This is a genomic window from Pseudokineococcus sp. 1T1Z-3, assembly GCF_037482365.1.
Classification (GTDB): domain Bacteria; phylum Actinomycetota; class Actinomycetes; order Actinomycetales; family Quadrisphaeraceae; genus Pseudokineococcus.
Map to the genome: position 1 here is coordinate 576,274 of NZ_JBBHZF010000026.1, position 17,626 is coordinate 593,899.

Here is a 17,626-nt window from a genome sequence, read left to right on the forward strand (position 1 = left end):
CCGATCCGCACGCTCTCCGGGGGGAGGACGCGGCGGACCGGCGCGGCGCCGATCACCTAGCCAGGGTCAGCTGGTGCCCCACTCCCAGTAGTTCCAGAAGACCGTCGGGCTCAGCGCGATGGGGGCGATGCCGGTGAAGTTCGTCCGGTACACGTCCACCGCCGGGTGCTGGTAGAGCACCGTGCCGAAGGCGTCCGACCACAGCTCGGCCTCGGCCTGGGTGAGCAGCTCGACCTGCCGGTCGGGGTCGGTCGTCACCGCGAGCTCCTCGAGCAGGGCGTCCACCTGCTCGTTGGAGTAGCCGTAGAAGTTGTTCGACGCCCCGGTGATGAAGTTGGGGTTCGAGCCGGTGACGGCCGTCGAGGTCGACTGCCAGCCGAACATGGCCGCGTCGTAGAGCGACGTGTCGGCCAGCTCCTCGCCCCACGTGGCGCTCGAGGCGTCGACGATCTGGAAGAGGCCGGTCTCGTTGACCGTCTCCGAGATGATCGCGACCTGGTTCTGCCGCCGGGGGTTGTCGGCCGCCGTCAGCAGCCGCACGTCGATCGGCGTCTGCACGCCGGCGCTCTCGAGGAGGTCAGTGGCGCGCTGGATGGACTCGTCGGTGACCTCGACCGGGTAGGCGTCCGAGCCGTTGCCCGCCACGATCTCGTCGTAGCCGGGGCTGCCCGGCACCGTGGTGTGCGACTGGCGGACGACCGCCTCGGGGTTCAGCGGCTCGATGAGCGTCGTGAGGATGTCCTCGCGCGGGATGAGCAGCAGGAAGGCCTCGCGGACGTCGCGGGCGATGTCGGCGTCGCCCCCGTACGTGGCGGGGTCGAAGGGGCCGGCGTTGTCGAAGGCGAGGTCGATGTGCTCGAAGGTCGCGCCGTCGCCCAGGATGGTCTCGAAGCCGTCGCCGAGACCCTCGGCGGCCTGGACGATGTCCGTGGTCGCCTGCGGCTCGATGACGTCGACCTCGCCGTTCTCCAGCGCCTGGACGGCCGCCTGCGGGTCGCTGATGTACCGGACGGTCACCGTCTCCAGCGCCGCGGGGCGGTCACCGGTGTAGTCCGGGTTGGCCTCCAGCGTCAGGAACTGGTCGCGGTTGAACTCGGTGAGCAGGTACGCGCCGTTGGAGAGGTAGAGGGCCTCGTTGTCGGGCAGCGTCTGGTCGAACTGGAACCCGGTGTTGTAGAACTCCGAGATCGGCGCCAGGGCGGCCGTGTCGTTGTTCTCGACGGCGTCGAGCAGGGCCTGCTTGGCCTCGGCCGGGTCGTCGATGCCGAGGGCCTCGCCGGCGACGACGTGGGCGGGGACGCCGACGCCGAAGTTGACCTCCCAGTCCGCGTACTCGCGGTCGTAGGTCAGGGTGACGCCCTGGCCGTCCTCGGAGACCTCGACGTCCTCGATGTAGCTGACGCCGGGCAGCGTGGAGTTGAAGTAGACCTCGTTCTCGACGTTGAGCGCCTCGCCGGTCTCCGCGTCGACCTCGACCTCCTCGTCGGCCAGGGTGTTGAAGCGACCGGACAGCGAGGCCCAGTAGAGGACCATGTCGGCGGCGTCGACGGGCGTGCCGTCGGACCAGGTGACGTCCTCGTTGATCGTGTACTCGACGGTCAGCGGGTCCTCGCCGACGAGCTCGTAGGTGCCGAAGCTCTCGTCGCGGACGAGCTCGAGGGAGTCGTCGTAGTAGTTGAAGCCGCTGTTCATCAGGTACAAGATGATCGCGTTGGCGGTGGCGTTGCCGGTCGCGGTGTCGTCGTTGTACTCGTAGAAGCTCTGGTTCCACGCGATCTGGATGCTGGAACCGGTGCCCAGGCCATCGCTGTCGTCGGCCGCCCCGCCGTCGCCCGTGCCGCAGGCGGTCAGGGCGAGGGTGGTGGCGGTCGCGGCAGCGCCCAGGGCTGCTAGTCGACGACGGGTGGGTCTCACGGTGTGCTCCTCCGAGGGGGACTGCTGCGGGCCGGCGGTGCGGCTCCAGGACATCGCGGAGACAACCACGGGTCGAGGGGTCCAAGGGGTCCCGCGGAGCCCATTCGACCCCTTCCGTTACCGAACCGGTACCACCGGACGACGGGAGGGCCGGCGCCTGGGTCCTGCCTGTGCGTCGAGCCCGATCGGAGGTCTCGTGACCGTATCCGGACACTGGCCGATGACGGCCGAACAGGCCCGTGACCTGGGCGCGAGGTCCGGGCCTGAGGTCCGAGGAGGAGACCAGGGCCTGACGCCGTCAGGGCACGGGGCCGAGACACGGCTCGGCCCGTGCACGAGAGATCCGAGCACGAGAGGTCCGAGCACGAGAGGTCCGGACATGACGAAGCCCTGACGAGGACAATGCCTCGTCAGGGCTTCAGCGTCGGGATGACAGGATTTGAACCTGCGACCCCTTGACCCCCAGTCAAGTGCGCTACCAAGCTGCGCCACATCCCGAGCTGCCGCACCGGGTGGCCTGCGCCGCAGGGGCGCCGGTCGACCTGCATCGGCAGGCGCGAGACTACCGCACGGGCGGCGGTCGCCCGGCACGTCCGACGGCGGCCCCGACGGCCTCGGCCGGTCGAGGTACGCCTCGTCGTCGTGGCCTGGTGGGCGGACCCGCCCGCTCCTAGGGTCCCCGCATGAGCCGACGCCGTCTCGCCGTCCCGGTTGCCCGTGCTGCCGCCGCCCTCGCCGTCACCGGCCTCGTCGTCGCCGGGTGCGGCGGGGACGACGCCCCGACCGTGCCGTCACCTCCGGACGAGGGCACCGCCAGCACCACCGACGCCACCGACGGCGGCGCTGCCCCGACCGACGAAGGCACGGCCACCGGCGGCAGCACCGGGGGTGAGGGGACCGGAGAGGTCACGGGCACCGCCCCCGCTGACGAGGCGCTCCTCGCGGCCATCGGCCTCGCCGAGCAGGACGCGGGCGGCACGGCCTTCGAGGTCGACGACGGTGACGACGACGGCAGCTGGGAGGTCCACGTCGCCGTCGGGGCCGAGGAGGTCGAGGTCGAGGTGAGCGCCGACGGGTCCGCCGTCCTCTCCCGCCAGCGGGAGGGCGACCTGGACGACGACGACGCCGCCGCTCTCGACCTCGCCGGCGTCGGGCTGGCCGAGGCGGTCGGGCTGGCCGCCGCCGGGCGCGAGGGGACCGCCGACGTCGACGACGCCGGGTTCGCCGACGAGGGCGGCGGCACCTACGCCTGGGAGGTCACCTTCACCGACGACGTGGAGGTCTACCTCGACGTCACCGACGGGTCGGTGCTGCGGGTCGAGGACGACTGACTCGTCTCGTGCACCCCGACCGGGGACGTGCCGACCGGGGCGTCAGCGCTTGCGGCGCTCGCGCACCCGGACGGCGATCTCGACGGGTGTGCCCTCGAAGCCGAACTCCTCGCGCAGCCGGCGCTCCAGGAAGCGGCGGTACCCCGCCTCGAGGAAGCCCGAGGCGAAGACCACGAAGCGCGGCGGCTGGGTCGAGGGCTGCGTGGCGAAGAGGATCCGCGGCTGCCGGCCGCCGCGCACCGGGTGGGGGTGCTCGGCGACGACCTGGCCGAGGAAGCTGTTGAGCCGCCCCGTCGCCACCCTGGTGCCCCACGACTCCAGCGCGACGTCGAGGGCCGGCACCAGCCGCTCCAGGTGCCGCCCGGTGCGGGCGGAGACGTTGACGCGCGGGGCCCAGGGCACCTGCACGAGCTCGCGGGCCAGCTCCCGCTCCAGGTAGTGGCGCCGTTCCTCGTCGAGCAGGTCCCACTTGTTGACGGCGAGCACGAGCGCCCGGCCGGCCTCGACGACCGTCGAGATGATGCGGACGTCCTGCTCGGCGAGCGTCTCGGACCCGTCGACGAGCACGACGGCGACCTCGGCCTTCTCCAGCGCCGCCTGCGTGCGCAGCGAGGCGTAGAAGTCCACGCCGCTGGCCTGGTGGGTGCGACGGCGGATGCCGGCGGTGTCGACGAACTGCCACTCGCGGCCGGCGAGCTCGACGACCTCGTCGACGGGGTCGCGGGTCGTGCCGGCGACGTCGTCGACGACCACCCGGTCGCTGGCCGTCAGCTTGTTGAGCAGGCTCGACTTGCCGACGTTGGGCCGCCCCAGCAGGGCGACCCGGCGCAGACCTGACGGGCGCTGGTGCTCGGCCACCAGCTCCTCCGGCACGGCCGCAAGGACGGCGTCGAGCAGGTCGCCCGTGCCGCGGCCGTGGATCGAGGAGACGGGGTAGGGCTCGCCGAGCCCCAGGCTCCACAGCAGCGCCGCGTCGGCCTCGCCGCGCGCGTCGTCGACCTTGTTGGCGGCGAGGACCACGGGCTTGCCCGAGCGGCGCAGCAGGCGCACGACGGCCTCGTCGGTCGCCGTCGCCCCCACCTGCGCGTCGACGACGAGGACGACGACGTCGGCGAGACCCACAGCCGCTTCCGCCTGCGCGGCGACCCGGGCGTCCAGGCCCGCGGCGTCCTTCTCCCAGCCACCGGTGTCGACGAGGGTGAAGCGCTGGCCGGACCACTCGGCGGGGTAGCTGACCCGGTCCCTCGTGATGCCGGGCACGTCCTGGACGACGGCCTCGCGGCGGCCGAGGACCCGGTTGACGAAGCTCGACTTCCCGACGTTGGGGCGCCCCACGACGGCGACGACCGGCAGGACCTCCTCCGGCTCCGGGACGAGGACGTCGTCCGGCGCGCCGAGGAGCGCGAGGTCCTCCTCGGAGAGCTCGTACTCCTCCAGGCCGGCGCGCAGCGCGCCGGTGCGGTCGAGGCCCGAGGTGGCGTCGAGGGCCCCTGCCGTCATGTCCTCGGCCGTCATGTCCTCGGCCGTCACGTCGTCGGCCAGCTCGTCGGCCAGCTGCTCGTCCTGCGTCTCGTCGAGCGCGTCGTCGCCCGGGACCACTCAGGCCTCCCCGGAGCCGGGTGGCCGCTCGACGTCGTCGGGCAGCGGCATGCCGGTGCGCTCGACGGCGTCGTGGACGTGCGCGGTCATGGCGGCCTGCAGCTGCTGGGTGGCGGCCTTCAGGGCCTCACGGCGAGGGACGCCGGTCGGCGCGCTGAGGTCGAGCGGCTCGCCGAAGACGACGTGCACGGGCTGGCGGGGACGCGGCAGGCTCGACAGGCTCGAGGCGGCGCCGCCCTTGGCCCGGGTGCCGAGCAGCGCGACGGGCACGACGGGCGCGCCCGTCTGCAGCGCCAGCCACGTGACGCCCGACTGCATGGCCTGCACGTCACCGCGCCCGCGGGTGCCCTCGGGGAAGACGCCGACGGAGCCGCCGCGGCGCAGGACGCCGACGGCGGTGGTGAGCGCCGCCCGGTCCCCGGTGCGGTCGACGGGGATCTGCCCGCACCCGTGCAGGAGCGTCGCCATGGGACCGACGAACATCTCCTTCTTGACGAGGAAGTGCGTGCCGCGGGGGGCCATGCCCATGAGCAGCGGGCCGTCGAGGAAGCTGAGGTGGTTGCTGGCCAGCAGGACCGGTCCGTCGGCCGGGACGTTCTCGGTGCCGTGCCGGGTGACGCTCCACAGGCCTCGGGCGAGGACCCAGCCGACGGGCTTGCCCCACCGGGGGCCGAAGGTGCCGGGGACCTGCCGCGTCCCCGCGCCGGGACGACGCGAGGGCGACGAGTCCGCCGCCCCGCGCCTGGCCGAGCCGTCCTGGGTCTGGCCGTGCCGGGTCTGGCCGTGCTGGGTCTGGCCGTGCTGGGCGCTCACCGTGCCCCCGCCCTCGCGGCCCGCTCGGCCACCCCCTCGGCGACCTCGCCGGCAGGGACCAGGTGCGGGGCCGCGGCCTCGACGAGCGAGAGCACGGCCTGCACGGTCTCCTCCAGCGTCATCGCGGAGGAGTCGACGGTGACGACCCCGTCGGCGGCGACGGAGAACTCCGAGACGGTCGCGTCGTCGCGGTCGCGCCGCACCACCTCGTCGCGGGTGCGCTCGCGGGCTGCGGCGTCGTCGGAGCCGTGGACGTCGCGGGCGCGCCGGCGCAGCCGGGCGTCCTCGTCGGCGACGAGCAGCACCCGCACGTCGGCGTCGGGCACGACGACCGTCGTGGTGTCGCGGCCCTCGGCGACGACGCCCCGGTCGCGGCGGGCGAGGTCGACGACGGCCCGCTGCCGGCGTCGCAGCTCGGCGCGGACGTCGAGGTTGGTCGCGACGGCGCTGACCGCGCTCGACACCCGGCTCTCGCGCAGGGCGTCGGTGACGACGCGCCCCTCGATGCGCACGAGCGGCTTCGTCGGGTCGGTGCCCAGCTCCAGGTCCAGCTGGCGGGCGGCCTCGGCGACGGCGACCCGGTCGGACAGGTCGACGTCGTGCTCCAGGCACCACCAGCACACGGCGCGGTAGGTGGCGCCCGTGTCGAGGTAGGCCACGCCGAGCCGCTGGGCGACCGCCCGGCTCACGCTCGACTTGCCGGAGCCCGAGGGGCCGTCGACGGCGACGACGACTCCTCCGGCGGTGGTGCGGGGCGCAGGCATGGCGGTCCAGACGTGGGAGCGAGAGGTGACGGGCGCGACGCCGGCCGGCGCGCTGCCGAGCTGCCCCGGGGGCCGGGCACGGCGACGCGGACGGCGGCCGGGCGGCCCGTCCAGGTCGGCCACAGGGTAGACGCTCCCTGCCGTCGTCCCGTGCCGGCCGAGGGGGGCGAGTCGTCGCCGGCTCCTCCGCGGCAGAAGACGCGGGAGAGGGGCGTCGCCTCCTCAGCCGGCGACGCGCCACCCCCGCCGGGGCAGCTCGGCCTCCAGCCGCGGCCGGTCGGCGGGCTGCACCGAGACCTCGGCGAGCCCGACGGGTCGCCCGCGGGCGTGCTCCAGCACGAGGTCCTCGAGGTTGACGCCGATGTCGCTGACGTCCGCGAGCAGCCGCGCGAGCCGGCCGGGCTGGTCGGGCACGAGCACCGTGACCACCTCGTAGGCCGTCGGCGAGGCGCCGTGCTTGCCGGGCACACGGGCGACCCCCGCCCCGCCGGTGTCGATGGCGCGGGCGACCCGGGCCCGCGCCCCCACCGCCTCGCCGTCCTCGGCGAGCGCGTCGAGGGCGCCGAGCACGTCGTCGAGGTCGGCCCGCAGGGCGTGCAGCGCCCGGGCGACCGGGCGGGCGTTGGCCCCGAGGATCTGCACCCACAGCCCCGGGTCGCTCGCGGCGATGCGCGTGACGTCGCGCAGGCCCTGCCCGGAGAGCGCGACGGCCTCGTCGGCCGCCCCGAGCAACCGGGCGGCGACCAGGCTCGCCGCGACCTGGGGCACGTGCGAGACGACGGCGACCGCCTCGTCGTGCTGCTCGGCGGCCATGACGACCGGGACGCCGCGGCAGTCGGCCACGAGGGCGAGCACGCGCTGCAGCGAGGCCTCGCCCGCGGCGCTCGCACCGGGCGGCGGCACCAGCACCCAGGGCCGGCCCGTGAACAGGTCGGCGCGGGCGCTCGTCGCCCCCGAGCGCTCCCGCCCGGCCATCGGGTGGCCGCCGACGAAGCGGGACGCCACCTCTGGCCCGGCGCCCGCACGCCCCAGCGCCCGGTGGACTCCCTGCAGCACAGCACCCTTGACGCTGGCGACGTCGGTGACCACCGCGCTCGGGTGGGCGAGCAGCTGCGCGGCGACGACGTCGGCCGTCACGTCCGGCGGTGCTGCGACGAGGACGACGGCCGGCCGCTCGTCCGCGCCGGCGACGCGTCCCGCGCCGACGTCGCGGGCCAGCGCCACGGCGGTCGGCGAGGGGTCGGCCAGGGCGACGTCGACCCCCCGCGCCCGCAGGGCGAGCCCCGCGCTCGCCCCGAGCAGGCCGCTGCCGACCACGAGGACCGACCCGGCCGTGCGGGCCGGCGTGTCGGGGTCCGCCCGGGCGCCCGACGGCTCGCTCACTGGGCGATGTCCCGCCGCAGCGCGACCGCTCCCCGCAGGTAGACGTGCCGTACGTGCGCGCGGGGCACGTCCAGCTCGGCGTGGGCCATGAGGCGCACGACCCGGGGCATGGCCCCCGGGACGTCGATCTCGGTGCAGCACAGCAGCGGGACGTCGCCCAGGCCCAGCTCGCGCGCGGCGAGCGCGGGGAACTCCGAGCGAAGGTCCGCGGTCACCGTGAAGACCATGGAGATGAGGTCGTCCGGTCCCATGGGGTTGGCGGCCAGGACCGCCTCGACGAGCTCCCGGGTCGAGCTCAGCAGGTGCTCGCGCTCGTCGACGTCCAGCTGAGTCGCCCCCCGGACCGCCCGTACCGCCACCACGCACCCCTCTCCGCCGGCCCGCGCCGGCTCGCCGCGGGCCCCGATGCTCTCTGGCGCCCGCGCGAGGCTACCGGCGGGCGCGGGAGGGGCCGCGACGACGGCGGACCCTGGCGACGGCGGAGGCCCGCTAGAGCCCGACCGACGACATCAGGCTGCCCAGCTCGGGGCGGGCGAGGGCGCGCGAGCGGCCGGGCAGCATGTCGCCGAGGACGACGGGGCCGATGCGGGTGCGCACCAGCTGCTCGACGGGGTGGCCCACCTCGGCGAGCAGGCGCCGCACGATGTGGTTGCGGCCCTCGTGGAGCACGAGCTCGACGAGCGCACGCCCCGGCTGGGAGTCCACGAGGCGGAAGGAGTCGACCCGCACCGGGCCGTCCTCCAGCTCGACGCCGTCGCGCAGCCGCCGGCCGAGGTCGCGTGGGATCGGCCCGAGCACCTGCGCGACGTAGGTCTTCGGCACCTCGTAGGAGGGGTGCTGCAGGCGGTTGGCGAGCTCGCCGTCGTTGGTCACGAGGATGAGGCCCTCGGTGTCGACGTCGAGCCGCCCCACGTGGAAGAGCCGCTGGGCGCGCTGCTCCAGCAGGTCGCCGATGCAGGGGCGCCCCTCGGGGTCGGACATCGTCGAGACGACGCCGAGCGGCTTGTTGAGCGCCAGGTAGACCTTCGTGTCGTCGAGGACGACGCGCAGGCCGTCGACGTGCACGGCCTGCCGCTGGGGGTCGACCCGCAGGCCCAGCTCGGAGACGACGACGTCGTCGACGCTCACGCGACCGGAGGCGATGAGGTCCTCGCAGTGCCGCCGGGAGCCGACGCCCGCCTGCGCCAGCACCTTCTGCAGGCGGACGCCGTCGCTGACGTGGACGTCGCGGGCCGCCGCGGCGTCCACGGTGCGCCGGCGCGGCGCGGCGCGGTCGGTGCCGGCCGGTCGCCGGGCGGAGGCACCCCGGGCCCGCTCGCCGCGCCCGCTCGTGCCCTGCTGCCCGCGCCCGATGCCGGGGCCACGGTGGGCGCGGCGGCGCTCCTCGGCGATCTCCTCGGGCGTGCGCTGGCGGTCTCCCGGGCGGCGCGGGGCCCGTGCCGCCGCGTCGTCGCCCGAGGAGGACGGACGCCCGCGGCGCTCGACGTCACCGCTGCGCCCGCGGGGGGCCTCGCCCCCGCGCCCACCGCCCGGGCGCCCAGCACCGGGGCGCCCAGCACCGGGGCGTCCGCCGCGCCCGCCCTCGGCGCTGCCGCGCCCGCTGCTCGCCCGGCCAGCGCCGTCGCCACCGCCGCTGCGGGACGCGCGACCGGCGGGGTCCCGGTCATCCCGGCTGGGCCCCCCGAAGCTGGGCCCCCCGGAGCTGCGACCGCCGGAGCCGCGACCGCCGGAGCTGGACCTACCAGAGCCGGGTCCTCCAGAGCCGGGGCCACCAGAGCCGGGGCCACCGGAGCTGGGGCCGCCCGACCGGCGACCGCCGGCCGGCCCGCGCCCGGACGTGCGGCCGCCCCCTGTCGTCGGGCGCCCTCGGCCCGACCCTGCGGCCCGACCGCGACTCCCCGAGGGGGCACCTCCGGGGCGGCCCTCCCGGCCGTCCGTGCCGCGCCCTCGTCCGTCGTCGCTCACAGCTGTCCTTCCGTCAGGTCCTCGAGGTCCGCGCCCTCGGGCAGGAAGGGCGCCAGGGGCGGCAGCTCGTCGAGACCGGCCATCCCCATCCGTTCGAGGAAGGAGGGCGTGGTGGCGTAGAGCATCGCACCCGTGAGGGGGTCCTTGCCCTCCTCGACCACGAGCCCGCGGGCCAGGAGCGTGCGGACGACGCCGTCGACGTCGACGCCGCGGACCGCCGCGACCCGCGCCCGGCTCACCGGCTGCCGGTAGGCGATGATCGCGAGGGTCTCCAGCGCCGCCTGCGACAGGCGCGCGGTCTGGCCGTCGCGCACGAAACGCCCGACGACGTCGGCCAGGTCGGCCCGGCTGTAGACGCGCCACCCGGCGCCCGAGCGTCGCAGCTCGAAACCCCTTGCGTCGGCGTCGTACTCGCGCTCGAGGTCGCAGATGACGGCCTGCACCTCCGCCACCGACACCTGGGCGGCCGTCGCGAGCGCGGTCTCGGGCACGGGCTCGTCGACGACCATGAGCACCGCCTCGACCGCGGCGCGCAGCCCGCCCGGGAGCGTCTCGACCCCGGCCTCAGGACGGGCTCCGGACCCGGCTTGCGACTCGGCCTCGTCCTGCTCCTCGCTGCTCTCGTCGACGTCCGCGCCGGGTCGGTCGCTCGGTCGGTGCTCGGGCTCGTCCGGGCTGGCGCTGGTCATGGGGCGGCATCCTCTCCTGGCGCCGCCGCGACGGCCTCCACCTCGTCCTCGCCCACGCCCGCGAGCACGGCGTCGAGCTCGGCCTCGGACAGGCCGTCGGTGGTCGGTCGGGTCCACCGCACGCCCAGCTCCCCGAGGGCGTCGGCCTGGTCCAGGGCCACCGACCCGTCGCGGAACAGCTCGAGCAGGGCCAGGAAGCGGGCGACGACGACGAGCAGCGAGCCCGCGTCGCGGGACAGCTCCCGGAAGGTCGCCGACGGCGTGCGCGCCAGGTGCCGCGCGAGGTGGCGGGCCTCGTCCCGGACGCTGACGGCGGGCGCGTGCAGGTGGTCCAGGCCCACGCCGGGCGGGGCGGGGCGCGGCTGGCTGGCCCGGGCGGCGAGCGCGGCCAGCTGCTCGGGCGTCGCCGTCATGACGAGCTCGGGCAGCAGCTGCGCGAAGGCAGGCTCCAGGGGCGCGGCGCGCGGGGTGCGGGCGCCGTAGCGGGCGAGCCGGTCGGCCAGCACGGCGGAGACGTCCTTGTAGGCCCGGTACTGCAGCAGCCGGGCGAAGAGCAGGTCGCGCGCCTCCAGCAGCGCCAGGTCCTCCTCGGCGTCGACCTGCGTGCCGGGCAGCAGCCGCGCCGCCTTCAGCTCCAGCAGCGTCGCGGCGACGACGAGGAACTCGCTCGCCTGGCCGAGGTCCCACTCCTCGGCCTCCTCCCCCGGCACCCCGCCGGCGCCGGCCCTGCCGTCGCCGGACCGGTCGCCGCGGGTGCGGGCACGCAGGTGGGCGACGAACTCGTCCGTCACGGCCGACAGCGCCACCTCGGTGACGTCCAGGCGGTGCTTGGTGATGAGCTGCAGGAGCAGGTCGAAGGGCCCGGTGAAGACGTCGAGGTGCACCTCGAAGGGGGCCGGCCGCGACCGCGGGCGACGCCCGGGCGTGCCGGCGGGTGCGGCGTCGAGCCCCCCAGCGGCCGGGACGGCGGTCGCCGGCTCAGGCGGCGTCGCCACGGGCGACGAGCTCGCGGGCCAGCTGGCGGTAGGACGCGGCGGCGGCGTGGCTGCTGGCGTAGGAGGTGATCGGCTCGGCGGCCACGGTCGCGTCCGGGAACTTGACCGTGCGGCCCACCACGGTGTGGAACACCGTGTCCCCGAAGGCCTCGACGACGCGGGCGACCACCTCACGGCTGTGCAGGGTCCGCGAGTCGTACATCGTCGCGAGGATCCCGTCGACCTTCAGCCGCGGGTTGAGCCGGTCCTGCACCTTGTCGATCGTCTCCACGAGCAGCGCCACCCCGCGCAGGGCGAAGTACTCGCACTCCAGCGGGATGACGACGCCGTGCGCCGCCGTCAGCGCGTTGACCGTGAGGAGGCCGAGCGAGGGCCCGCAGTCGACGAGGACGACGTCGTAGTCGTCCAGGACGGGACGCAGCGCCCGGGCGAGCAGGTTCTCGCGTGCCACCTCGGCGACCAGCTGGACCTCGGCGGCCGACAGGTCGATGGTCGCGGGGATGACGTCCATCAGCGGGACCCCGGAGGGGACGATGGCGTCGCGGGTCTGGGCGGAGCGGTCGACGAGGAGCGTGTAGACGGTCGTCTCGCGGTCGTGGGCCGGGACCCCGACGCCGGCGCTCAGCGCGCCCTGCGGGTCGAAGTCGACGAGGAGGACCTTGCGGCCGAGCTCCGCGAGCGCCGCCCCGAGGTTGATGGTGGTCGTCGTCTTGCCGACCCCACCCTTCTGGTTGCACAGGGCGATGACGCGGGCGGGGCCGTGCCCGGACAGCGGTGGCGGCTCGGGGAAGTCGGGCATCGGACGGCCGGTCGGGCCGACACCCGTGCTCGGCACGTCGAGCGCCGTCTGGCCGGGTGCGCTCGCCGAGCTGCTCACCGCAGGTCCCTCCTTCTCGGCCCGCGGGCGGGCCGGTCCTGGCCGCGGTGCGGCGACGTCGGCGCGGGCTGGGCTCGACCGCACCGGACGCGCCCGCTCGGGCGCGCCGACCCTAGCCGCGCCGCGGAGAGGCCGTCGAGGCGGCGACGGCGTCGTGCGGCAGCACCCAGCGGGCCCCCAGCTCGCGGTCCAGCCAGGCGTCGCGGGTGAAGTCGGTGAGGCCGCTGCCCGGGTAGACCGTCAGCTCGCCGAAACGGACCCCCTCCGGCACGAGGTAGAGGTCGACCCGGACGTAGTCCCAGGTCCGCCCGAGCCGTGCGGCGGCGTCGAGCAGCTCCGCCAGCCGGTCGGGTGCGGGCTCGAGCGGGGCGGGGGCTGCGCCGCGGACCGTCACGTCCGTCGGCGTCCAGTCCGGCCGGTAGTAGCGCAGCCGGTGGTCGCCGAAGCGGCCGTGGTGCACCTGCACGAGCGCGGGCTCGCCGCCGACGACGTGCACCTTGTAGTCGGTGAGGACCTCCTCCGGCGCGCCGAGCCGCTCCTCGACCAGGAGCAGGCGGCGCGCCCGGGAGTAGGCCCACTCCCCCATCCGCAGCTCGTCGCTGCTCGGGTCGAGCCAGCCCCGGGCCAGCTCCGCGAGGCGAGCGGGGTCAGGCCGCCCGGCTCCCAGGTGGACGAGGCCGCCGCCGCGGTGGTTGGGCTTGAGCACCCACCGCTCGCCGAGGTCGAGGCCGGCCCGGTGGGCGTCGGCGAGGTCGGCGACGTCCGTGCCGGTCCACAGGGTGCGGGCGGGCAGGACCCCGGCGGCCACGGCGAGCTCCTTGGCCGCCAGCTTGTCGCAGGCGGTGACCAGCCGTGGCCGACGGTCGTGCAGCATCCGCCAGTGGACCTTCTCGTTGAAGGTCCGGGGGTCCCTCCGGGGGAAGCGGCCGTAGACCTGCCGGTGCCGCAGCGAGCGACGGGCCGCGACCGGCAGCGAGCGCCAGATCGTCCGGCTCAGGGCGGCGAGGAGGTGGGGCGGCCGGGTCGCGGGGCCGGGCCCCGAGACCTCGTGGGGTGGGCGTCGCTCGAGGCCCGGCTCCGTCGCCATGGGCGCGAGTCAAGCAGAGCGGGAGGTGCTCAGCGAGCCCTCGGATGGGTGGCGGCGAAGACCTCGCGCAGGGCGTCGGCGGTGACGAGCGTGTACGCCTGCGTCGTCGTGACCGAGGCATGGCCGAGGAGCTCCTGGACGACGCGGACGTCGGCGCCGCCCTCCAGCAGGTGGGTGGCGAAGGAGTGCCGCAGCGTGTGCGGGGAGACGCTGCCCGACAGCTGGGCCCGCTCGCCCGCCGCGTGCAGCACGGCCCAGGCGCTCTGGCGTGACATCCGCCCGCCGCGGCTGCCGAGGAAGAGCGCGGGACCGCCGCGCCCGGCGGTGGCCAGGGCCGGGCGGCCGCGCACGAGGTAGGCCTCCAGCGCCGCCCGGGCGAAGCGGCCCAGCGGGACGACACGCTGCTTGTCGCCCTTGCCGCGCAGGCGCAGCAGGCCCTCGGGGGGCGCGTCGGTCCCGGGGCGGGGAGCGCCCGCCGTCCGCCCGTCCTCCAGCAGCTCGCCGACGTCGTCGACGTCGAGGGCGACGACCTCGGAGATGCGTGCGCCCGAGCCGTAGAGCAGCTCCAGCAGGGCCCTGTCCCGCAACGGCCCCGGCCCGTCGCCGACGGCGGCGGCGTCGAGCAGCCGGCCGACCTCGGCGACCCCGATCGCCTTGGGCAGCCGCCGCGGCTCGGCCGGCGGCCGCACCTCGCGCGAGGGGTCGGCCGACGTCAGCCCCTCCTCGGCGAGGAAGCGGTGCAGCCCGCGGACGGCGACCACGGCACGCTTGCGCGAGCTGGCCGTGAGCACGGCACCGCCGTCGGCGCCGGTCCCCAGCGCGACGGCGTAGGAGCTGAGGTGCGCGGGCGCGACGTCGTCCGGCCCGCCGAGACCCTGGGCGGCCAGGAAGGCGACGTAGCGGGCGAGGTCGCCGCGGTATGCCGACAGCGTGTTGCGGGCCAGGCCCCGCTCGACCCGCAGGTGCTGCAGGTAGGTCTCGACGGCGCCGGCCAGGGCGGGCGGGACCGGTGGAGGCTGTGCGTCTGCCCCGGCCGCTGCCATGGCGCCACGGTAGGGGGGCGCCGGCGTGCGCCAGGGACGCCGGCCTGCTGCGGCGCCGCTCGACCGCAGCCGACACGACCGCCATCCTGGACGCGTGCCTGCCCACGCCCGTGCCGACCCCGCGGCCGACGGCGTCACCGGAGACCTGCGCGTCACCCGGGGCCTGAGCCTGCCGGCGGCCGAGCTGGCCTGGCGCTTCAGCCGGTCCGGGGGGCCCGGCGGGCAGGGCGTCAACACCACCGACTCGCGGGTGGAGCTGCGCTGGTCGCCGGCGACCTCCCGCGCCCTGTCCGAGCCGCAGCGCGAGCGGCTGGTGGAGCGGCTCGCCGGCCGGCTCTCGGGCGGGGACCTCGTCGTCCGCGCCGCCGAGCACCGCGAGCAGCGCCGCAACCGCGCCACGGCCCGCGAGCGCCTCGCCGCGCTCGTGCGCGAGGGCGTCGCCCCGCCCGCCCGCACGCGCCGGCCGACTGCTCCCTCGCGCCGGGCCAGGACCCGGCGGACCGACGCCAAGACCGCCCGCGGTCGCACGAAGGCGTTGCGGCGCAGGCCGGACGGCGACTGAGCACACCGCCCGACGCGCTGGCGCGACCGGTGGCCGCCGGCGCCGGGGTCCGGGGCGGCGTCAGTCGTCCCGGGAGTGGTCCCCGTAGGCGTGCCCGGCGACCCAGCCGAAGGAGGAGCCGTCACCGGCGTACCCGGCGACGGTGACGCCCTCGTCCACCGACGGCCCGACCGGTGCCGCGCTCTGGTCGGCCGGGACACCGAGCAGCGCCCGGGTGACGCCCTGGCTGCTGTCGAGCAGGTCGTCCAGCGCCCGCGCCAGGTGCTCGCCGCGGACCTCGCGCAGCGCGCCCGGCTCGTCCTCCAGCGCCTCCAGCACCGCGCGGCGCAGCAGCTCCTTGACGAAGGAGGCCGTGACGCCGTCGGTGCGTGCCACCGCGGCGTCGACGTCCTCGGGCGCGAAGACGGTGGGGACACCGCGTCCGTACAGCTCCAGCAGCCGGCGGCGGCCCTCCTCGTCGGGCAGCCCGATCTCGACGGCGACGTCGACCCGCCCGGGCCGGGCCGCCAGCGCCGGCTCCAGCAGGTCGGCGCGGTTGGTCGTCAGCAGGAAGAGCAGGTCGGCGTCCGCCGCCGCACCGTCCATGGCGTCGAGCAGCTCGAAGAGCACCGAGTGGCCGCCGTGGCCGTGGCTGCGCTCCTCGGCGACGAGGTCGACGTCCTCGAGCACGAGGACCGTCGGCGCGAGGTCGCGGGCCAGGGCGGCGACCTCGCCGACCAGGGACAGGGCCTGCCCCGAGAGCAGCAGCACCGTGGCGCCGGTGACGTGCTGGAGGAGGTAGCGGGTCGTGTGGGTCTTGCCCGTGCCGGGCGGGCCGTAGAGCAGCAGGCCGCGCTTGAGGTGCTGCCCGGCCGCCCGCAGCGCGTCGCGGTGGCGGGCGACCTCGATGCTGTGCCGCTCGACCCGTCGCAGCACCGGCTCCGGCAGGACGACGTCGCCGCGCGGCGTCGCGGGGAGGTCGACGAAGTCGAGCGAACCCCGTCCGGACAGGGAGACCACCTGGCCGCGGTAGACGTCCAGCCGGGAGCGCAGCGCCTCCAGCTCGTCGAGCAGCGCCTGGGCGTCGCGGGTCTCCAGGCCGGCGACCTCGAGGGTCAGCGCCGGTTCCTCGTGCCGCTGCGGGCCGCTGACCCGCAGGCACCAGGTGCCGCGGGCGTCGTCGACCAGCAGCAGCGCCGAGCGCCAGCACGCGCGCGTCGCCCCGCCCGGGCCGGCCGGCAGGTCGACGAGGTCGGGAGCGGACAGCCGCAGCGGGGGGAGGTGCTCGCCGTGCAGCAGCTGGTGCAGGTCGACGGAGCCGTAGTCGGACGGCAGGGCGAGCCCGACGACGTCGACCGACCGGCCGGCCTCGGCGCACCAGGCGTCGAGGGCGCCCTGGACGTTGACGTGCTGGAAGGTCGGCAGCCGTCGGGTCACGACCGAGCGGTCCGCGGCGTCCGCCCCGAGGTGGGCGTGCAGCCGCTCGGTGACCGGGTGCCGCCGCCGTCGCTCCTGCGCGCCCGCCCAGTCCACGAGCCGCGTCAGGGCCCGGGCGAGCGCCCGGACCTCGTCCTGCTGGTCGTGCTCGTCGGTCACGCACGGACGGTAGGCCCTGGGGACGGCCGGCGTCCCCGGCTTTCCGACGACGTGACCCTCCGTCCAGGTGCCCGGGGTGCGCGCGGCCGGGCGGGCCGGGGATGCTGCCGCGGTGCCCCGTGACCGTCGACGTCCGTCCTCCGCGCGCGGCGGCGGGCGCCCGGGTCCGGAGGCCGGCACCTGGTCGACGGCCAGCGGCGTCGTCGAGCTGGCGCGCAGCGGCAGCGACGAGCAGGCGTGGACGGTCTTCGTCAACGGCGTCGCCAGCTCCTCGGTCCACACCGGCGACCCGACGCTGCTGGAGTTCGAGTACCTGCGGTCCATGGCCGACGTCCTCGACGAGCGTCCCCCCGGCCCGCTCGAGGTCGTGCACCTCGGCGCCGCGGGGTGCGCGCTGGCGCGCTACGTCGACGCGACGCGGCCGGGCTCGCGCCAGGTCGCCGTCGAGCTCGACGAGGACCTCGCCTCCCTCGTCCGCGAGTGGTTCGACCTGCCCCGCTCCCCCGCCCTGCGTCTGCAGGTGGGCGACGCCCGCGAGCGGCTGGCCACGCGCAAGGACGCCAGCGCGGACGCCGTCGTCCGCGACGTCTTCAGCAAGGACCTCACGCCGCGGCACGTGCGGACGGTCGAGTTCGTGCGCGACGCCGCCCGCGTCCTGCGCGCGGACGGCACCTACCTCGCCAACGTCGCCGACCGGCCGCCGCTCAAGCGCCTGCGCCGTGAGGTCGCCACCACGGCAGCGGTCTTCGACCACGTCGGTGTCCTCGCCGAGGCGGGCATGCTGCGGGGACGGCGCTACGCCAACGCCGTCGTCGTCGCCTCGGCCTCGCCGCTGCCGGCCGACCGCCTCGTCCGCCGCGCCGCCCGGGCGCCCGTGCCGACCCGCTGGGTGGACGGCGAGGACCTCACCGCTCTCGTCGCCGGTGCGGCGCCCGAGCACGACCCGGTGCCCGCCGGGTCGGCGGACGACGTCGGCTAGGGCGCCCGCCACCGCCCCGGCGGGCTGCCCGGGCTCGGCGCGGCCGGGGA

The 17,626-nt window shown here is 76.2% G+C and carries 16 protein-coding genes and 1 tRNA gene; 3 read left to right on the forward strand and 14 right to left on the reverse strand.

Features of this window, described 5'->3' with window-relative positions; all coding sequences use genetic code 11:
• Positions 1-66: 66 nt before the first annotated feature.
• Both WDV86_RS14750 and WDV86_RS14755 read right to left on the reverse strand, forming a co-directional pair.
• Entirely contained in the window at positions 67-1,914 is a 1,848-nt protein-coding gene (locus WDV86_RS14750) for an ABC transporter family substrate-binding protein (protein WP_339568395.1), read from the reverse strand.
• A 424-nt stretch (positions 1,915-2,338) separates the two neighbouring features.
• Positions 2,339-2,412 (reverse strand) — tRNA-Pro (locus tag WDV86_RS14755).
• A gap of 185 nt (positions 2,413-2,597) precedes the next feature.
• On the opposite strand from WDV86_RS14755, the gene WDV86_RS14760 reads away from it, so the two are divergent.
• Positions 2,598-3,245 carry a PepSY domain-containing protein gene (locus WDV86_RS14760; RefSeq protein ID WP_339568396.1) on the forward strand — a complete coding sequence of 216 codons (648 nt, stop codon included), beginning with the start codon at positions 2,598-2,600 and terminating at the stop codon, positions 3,243-3,245.
• A 42-nt stretch (positions 3,246-3,287) separates the two neighbouring features.
• On the opposite strand, the gene der is transcribed toward WDV86_RS14760, so the two are convergent.
• The 11 genes from der to WDV86_RS14815 all read right to left on the reverse strand — a co-directional run bounded on the left by der (position 3,288) and on the right by WDV86_RS14815 (position 14,460).
• Positions 3,288-4,760, reverse strand: coding sequence for a ribosome biogenesis GTPase Der (gene der, locus WDV86_RS14765; protein ID WP_445263109.1), 1,473 nt, complete (start codon positions 4,758-4,760; stop codon positions 3,288-3,290).
• Between the two features lie 84 nt (positions 4,761-4,844).
• On the reverse strand, positions 4,845-5,657 hold the full coding sequence (locus tag WDV86_RS14770) for a lysophospholipid acyltransferase family protein (protein ID WP_339568398.1): 813 nt from the start codon (positions 5,655-5,657) through the stop codon (positions 4,845-4,847).
• Positions 5,654-6,421, reverse strand: coding sequence for a (d)CMP kinase (gene cmk / locus WDV86_RS14775; RefSeq protein ID WP_339568399.1), 768 nt, complete (start codon positions 6,419-6,421; stop codon positions 5,654-5,656). Before cmk ends, WDV86_RS14770 begins: the two co-directional genes overlap by 4 nt.
• Positions 6,422-6,643: 222 nt before the next feature.
• Positions 6,644-7,804, reverse strand: coding sequence for a prephenate dehydrogenase (locus WDV86_RS14780; protein WP_339568400.1), 1,161 nt, complete (start codon positions 7,802-7,804; stop codon positions 6,644-6,646).
• Positions 7,801-8,163 (reverse strand): chorismate mutase, encoded by a 363-nt coding sequence (gene aroH, locus WDV86_RS14785; protein WP_339568401.1) that lies wholly within the window; start codon positions 8,161-8,163, stop codon positions 7,801-7,803. Before aroH ends, WDV86_RS14780 begins: the two co-directional genes overlap by 4 nt.
• Positions 8,164-8,293: 130 nt before the next feature.
• Positions 8,294-9,052 (reverse strand): pseudouridine synthase, encoded by a 759-nt coding sequence (locus WDV86_RS14790; protein WP_339568402.1) that lies wholly within the window; start codon positions 9,050-9,052, stop codon positions 8,294-8,296.
• Between the two features lie 713 nt (positions 9,053-9,765).
• Positions 9,766-10,458, reverse strand: coding sequence for an SMC-Scp complex subunit ScpB (gene scpB, locus WDV86_RS14795; protein ID WP_339568403.1), 693 nt, complete (start codon positions 10,456-10,458; stop codon positions 9,766-9,768).
• Positions 10,455-11,453, reverse strand: coding sequence for a segregation and condensation protein A (locus WDV86_RS14800; RefSeq protein ID WP_339568404.1), 999 nt, complete (start codon positions 11,451-11,453; stop codon positions 10,455-10,457). The genes scpB and WDV86_RS14800 overlap by 4 nt, the downstream gene beginning before the upstream one ends.
• Positions 11,437-12,252 carry a ParA family protein gene (locus WDV86_RS14805; protein WP_339568580.1) on the reverse strand — a complete coding sequence of 272 codons (816 nt, stop codon included), beginning with the start codon at positions 12,250-12,252 and terminating at the stop codon, positions 11,437-11,439. Before WDV86_RS14805 ends, WDV86_RS14800 begins: the two co-directional genes overlap by 17 nt.
• A gap of 190 nt (positions 12,253-12,442) precedes the next feature.
• On the reverse strand, positions 12,443-13,417 hold the full coding sequence (locus WDV86_RS14810) for an ATP-grasp fold amidoligase family protein (protein WP_339568405.1): 975 nt from the start codon (positions 13,415-13,417) through the stop codon (positions 12,443-12,445).
• 29 nt (positions 13,418-13,446) lie between these two features.
• Complete coding sequence (locus WDV86_RS14815; RefSeq protein WP_339568406.1) at positions 13,447-14,460, reverse strand: site-specific tyrosine recombinase XerD; 1,014 nt, start codon at positions 14,458-14,460, stop codon at positions 13,447-13,449.
• Positions 14,461-14,554: 94 nt separating this feature from the next.
• Here WDV86_RS14815 and arfB point away from each other — a divergent pair, with 94 nt between their 5' ends.
• Positions 14,555-15,022 carry an alternative ribosome rescue aminoacyl-tRNA hydrolase ArfB gene (arfB, locus tag WDV86_RS14820; protein WP_339568407.1) on the forward strand — a complete coding sequence of 156 codons (468 nt, stop codon included), beginning with the start codon at positions 14,555-14,557 and terminating at the stop codon, positions 15,020-15,022.
• A 60-nt stretch (positions 15,023-15,082) separates the two neighbouring features.
• On the opposite strand, the gene WDV86_RS14825 is transcribed toward arfB, so the two are convergent.
• Positions 15,083-16,597 (reverse strand): ATP-binding protein, encoded by a 1,515-nt coding sequence (locus WDV86_RS14825; protein WP_339568408.1) that lies wholly within the window; start codon positions 16,595-16,597, stop codon positions 15,083-15,085.
• A gap of 112 nt (positions 16,598-16,709) precedes the next feature.
• On the opposite strand from WDV86_RS14825, the gene WDV86_RS14830 reads away from it, so the two are divergent.
• Entirely contained in the window at positions 16,710-17,576 is an 867-nt protein-coding gene (locus tag WDV86_RS14830) for a spermidine synthase (RefSeq protein WP_339568409.1), read from the forward strand.
• The last annotated feature ends 50 nt before the right edge of the window (positions 17,577-17,626 follow it).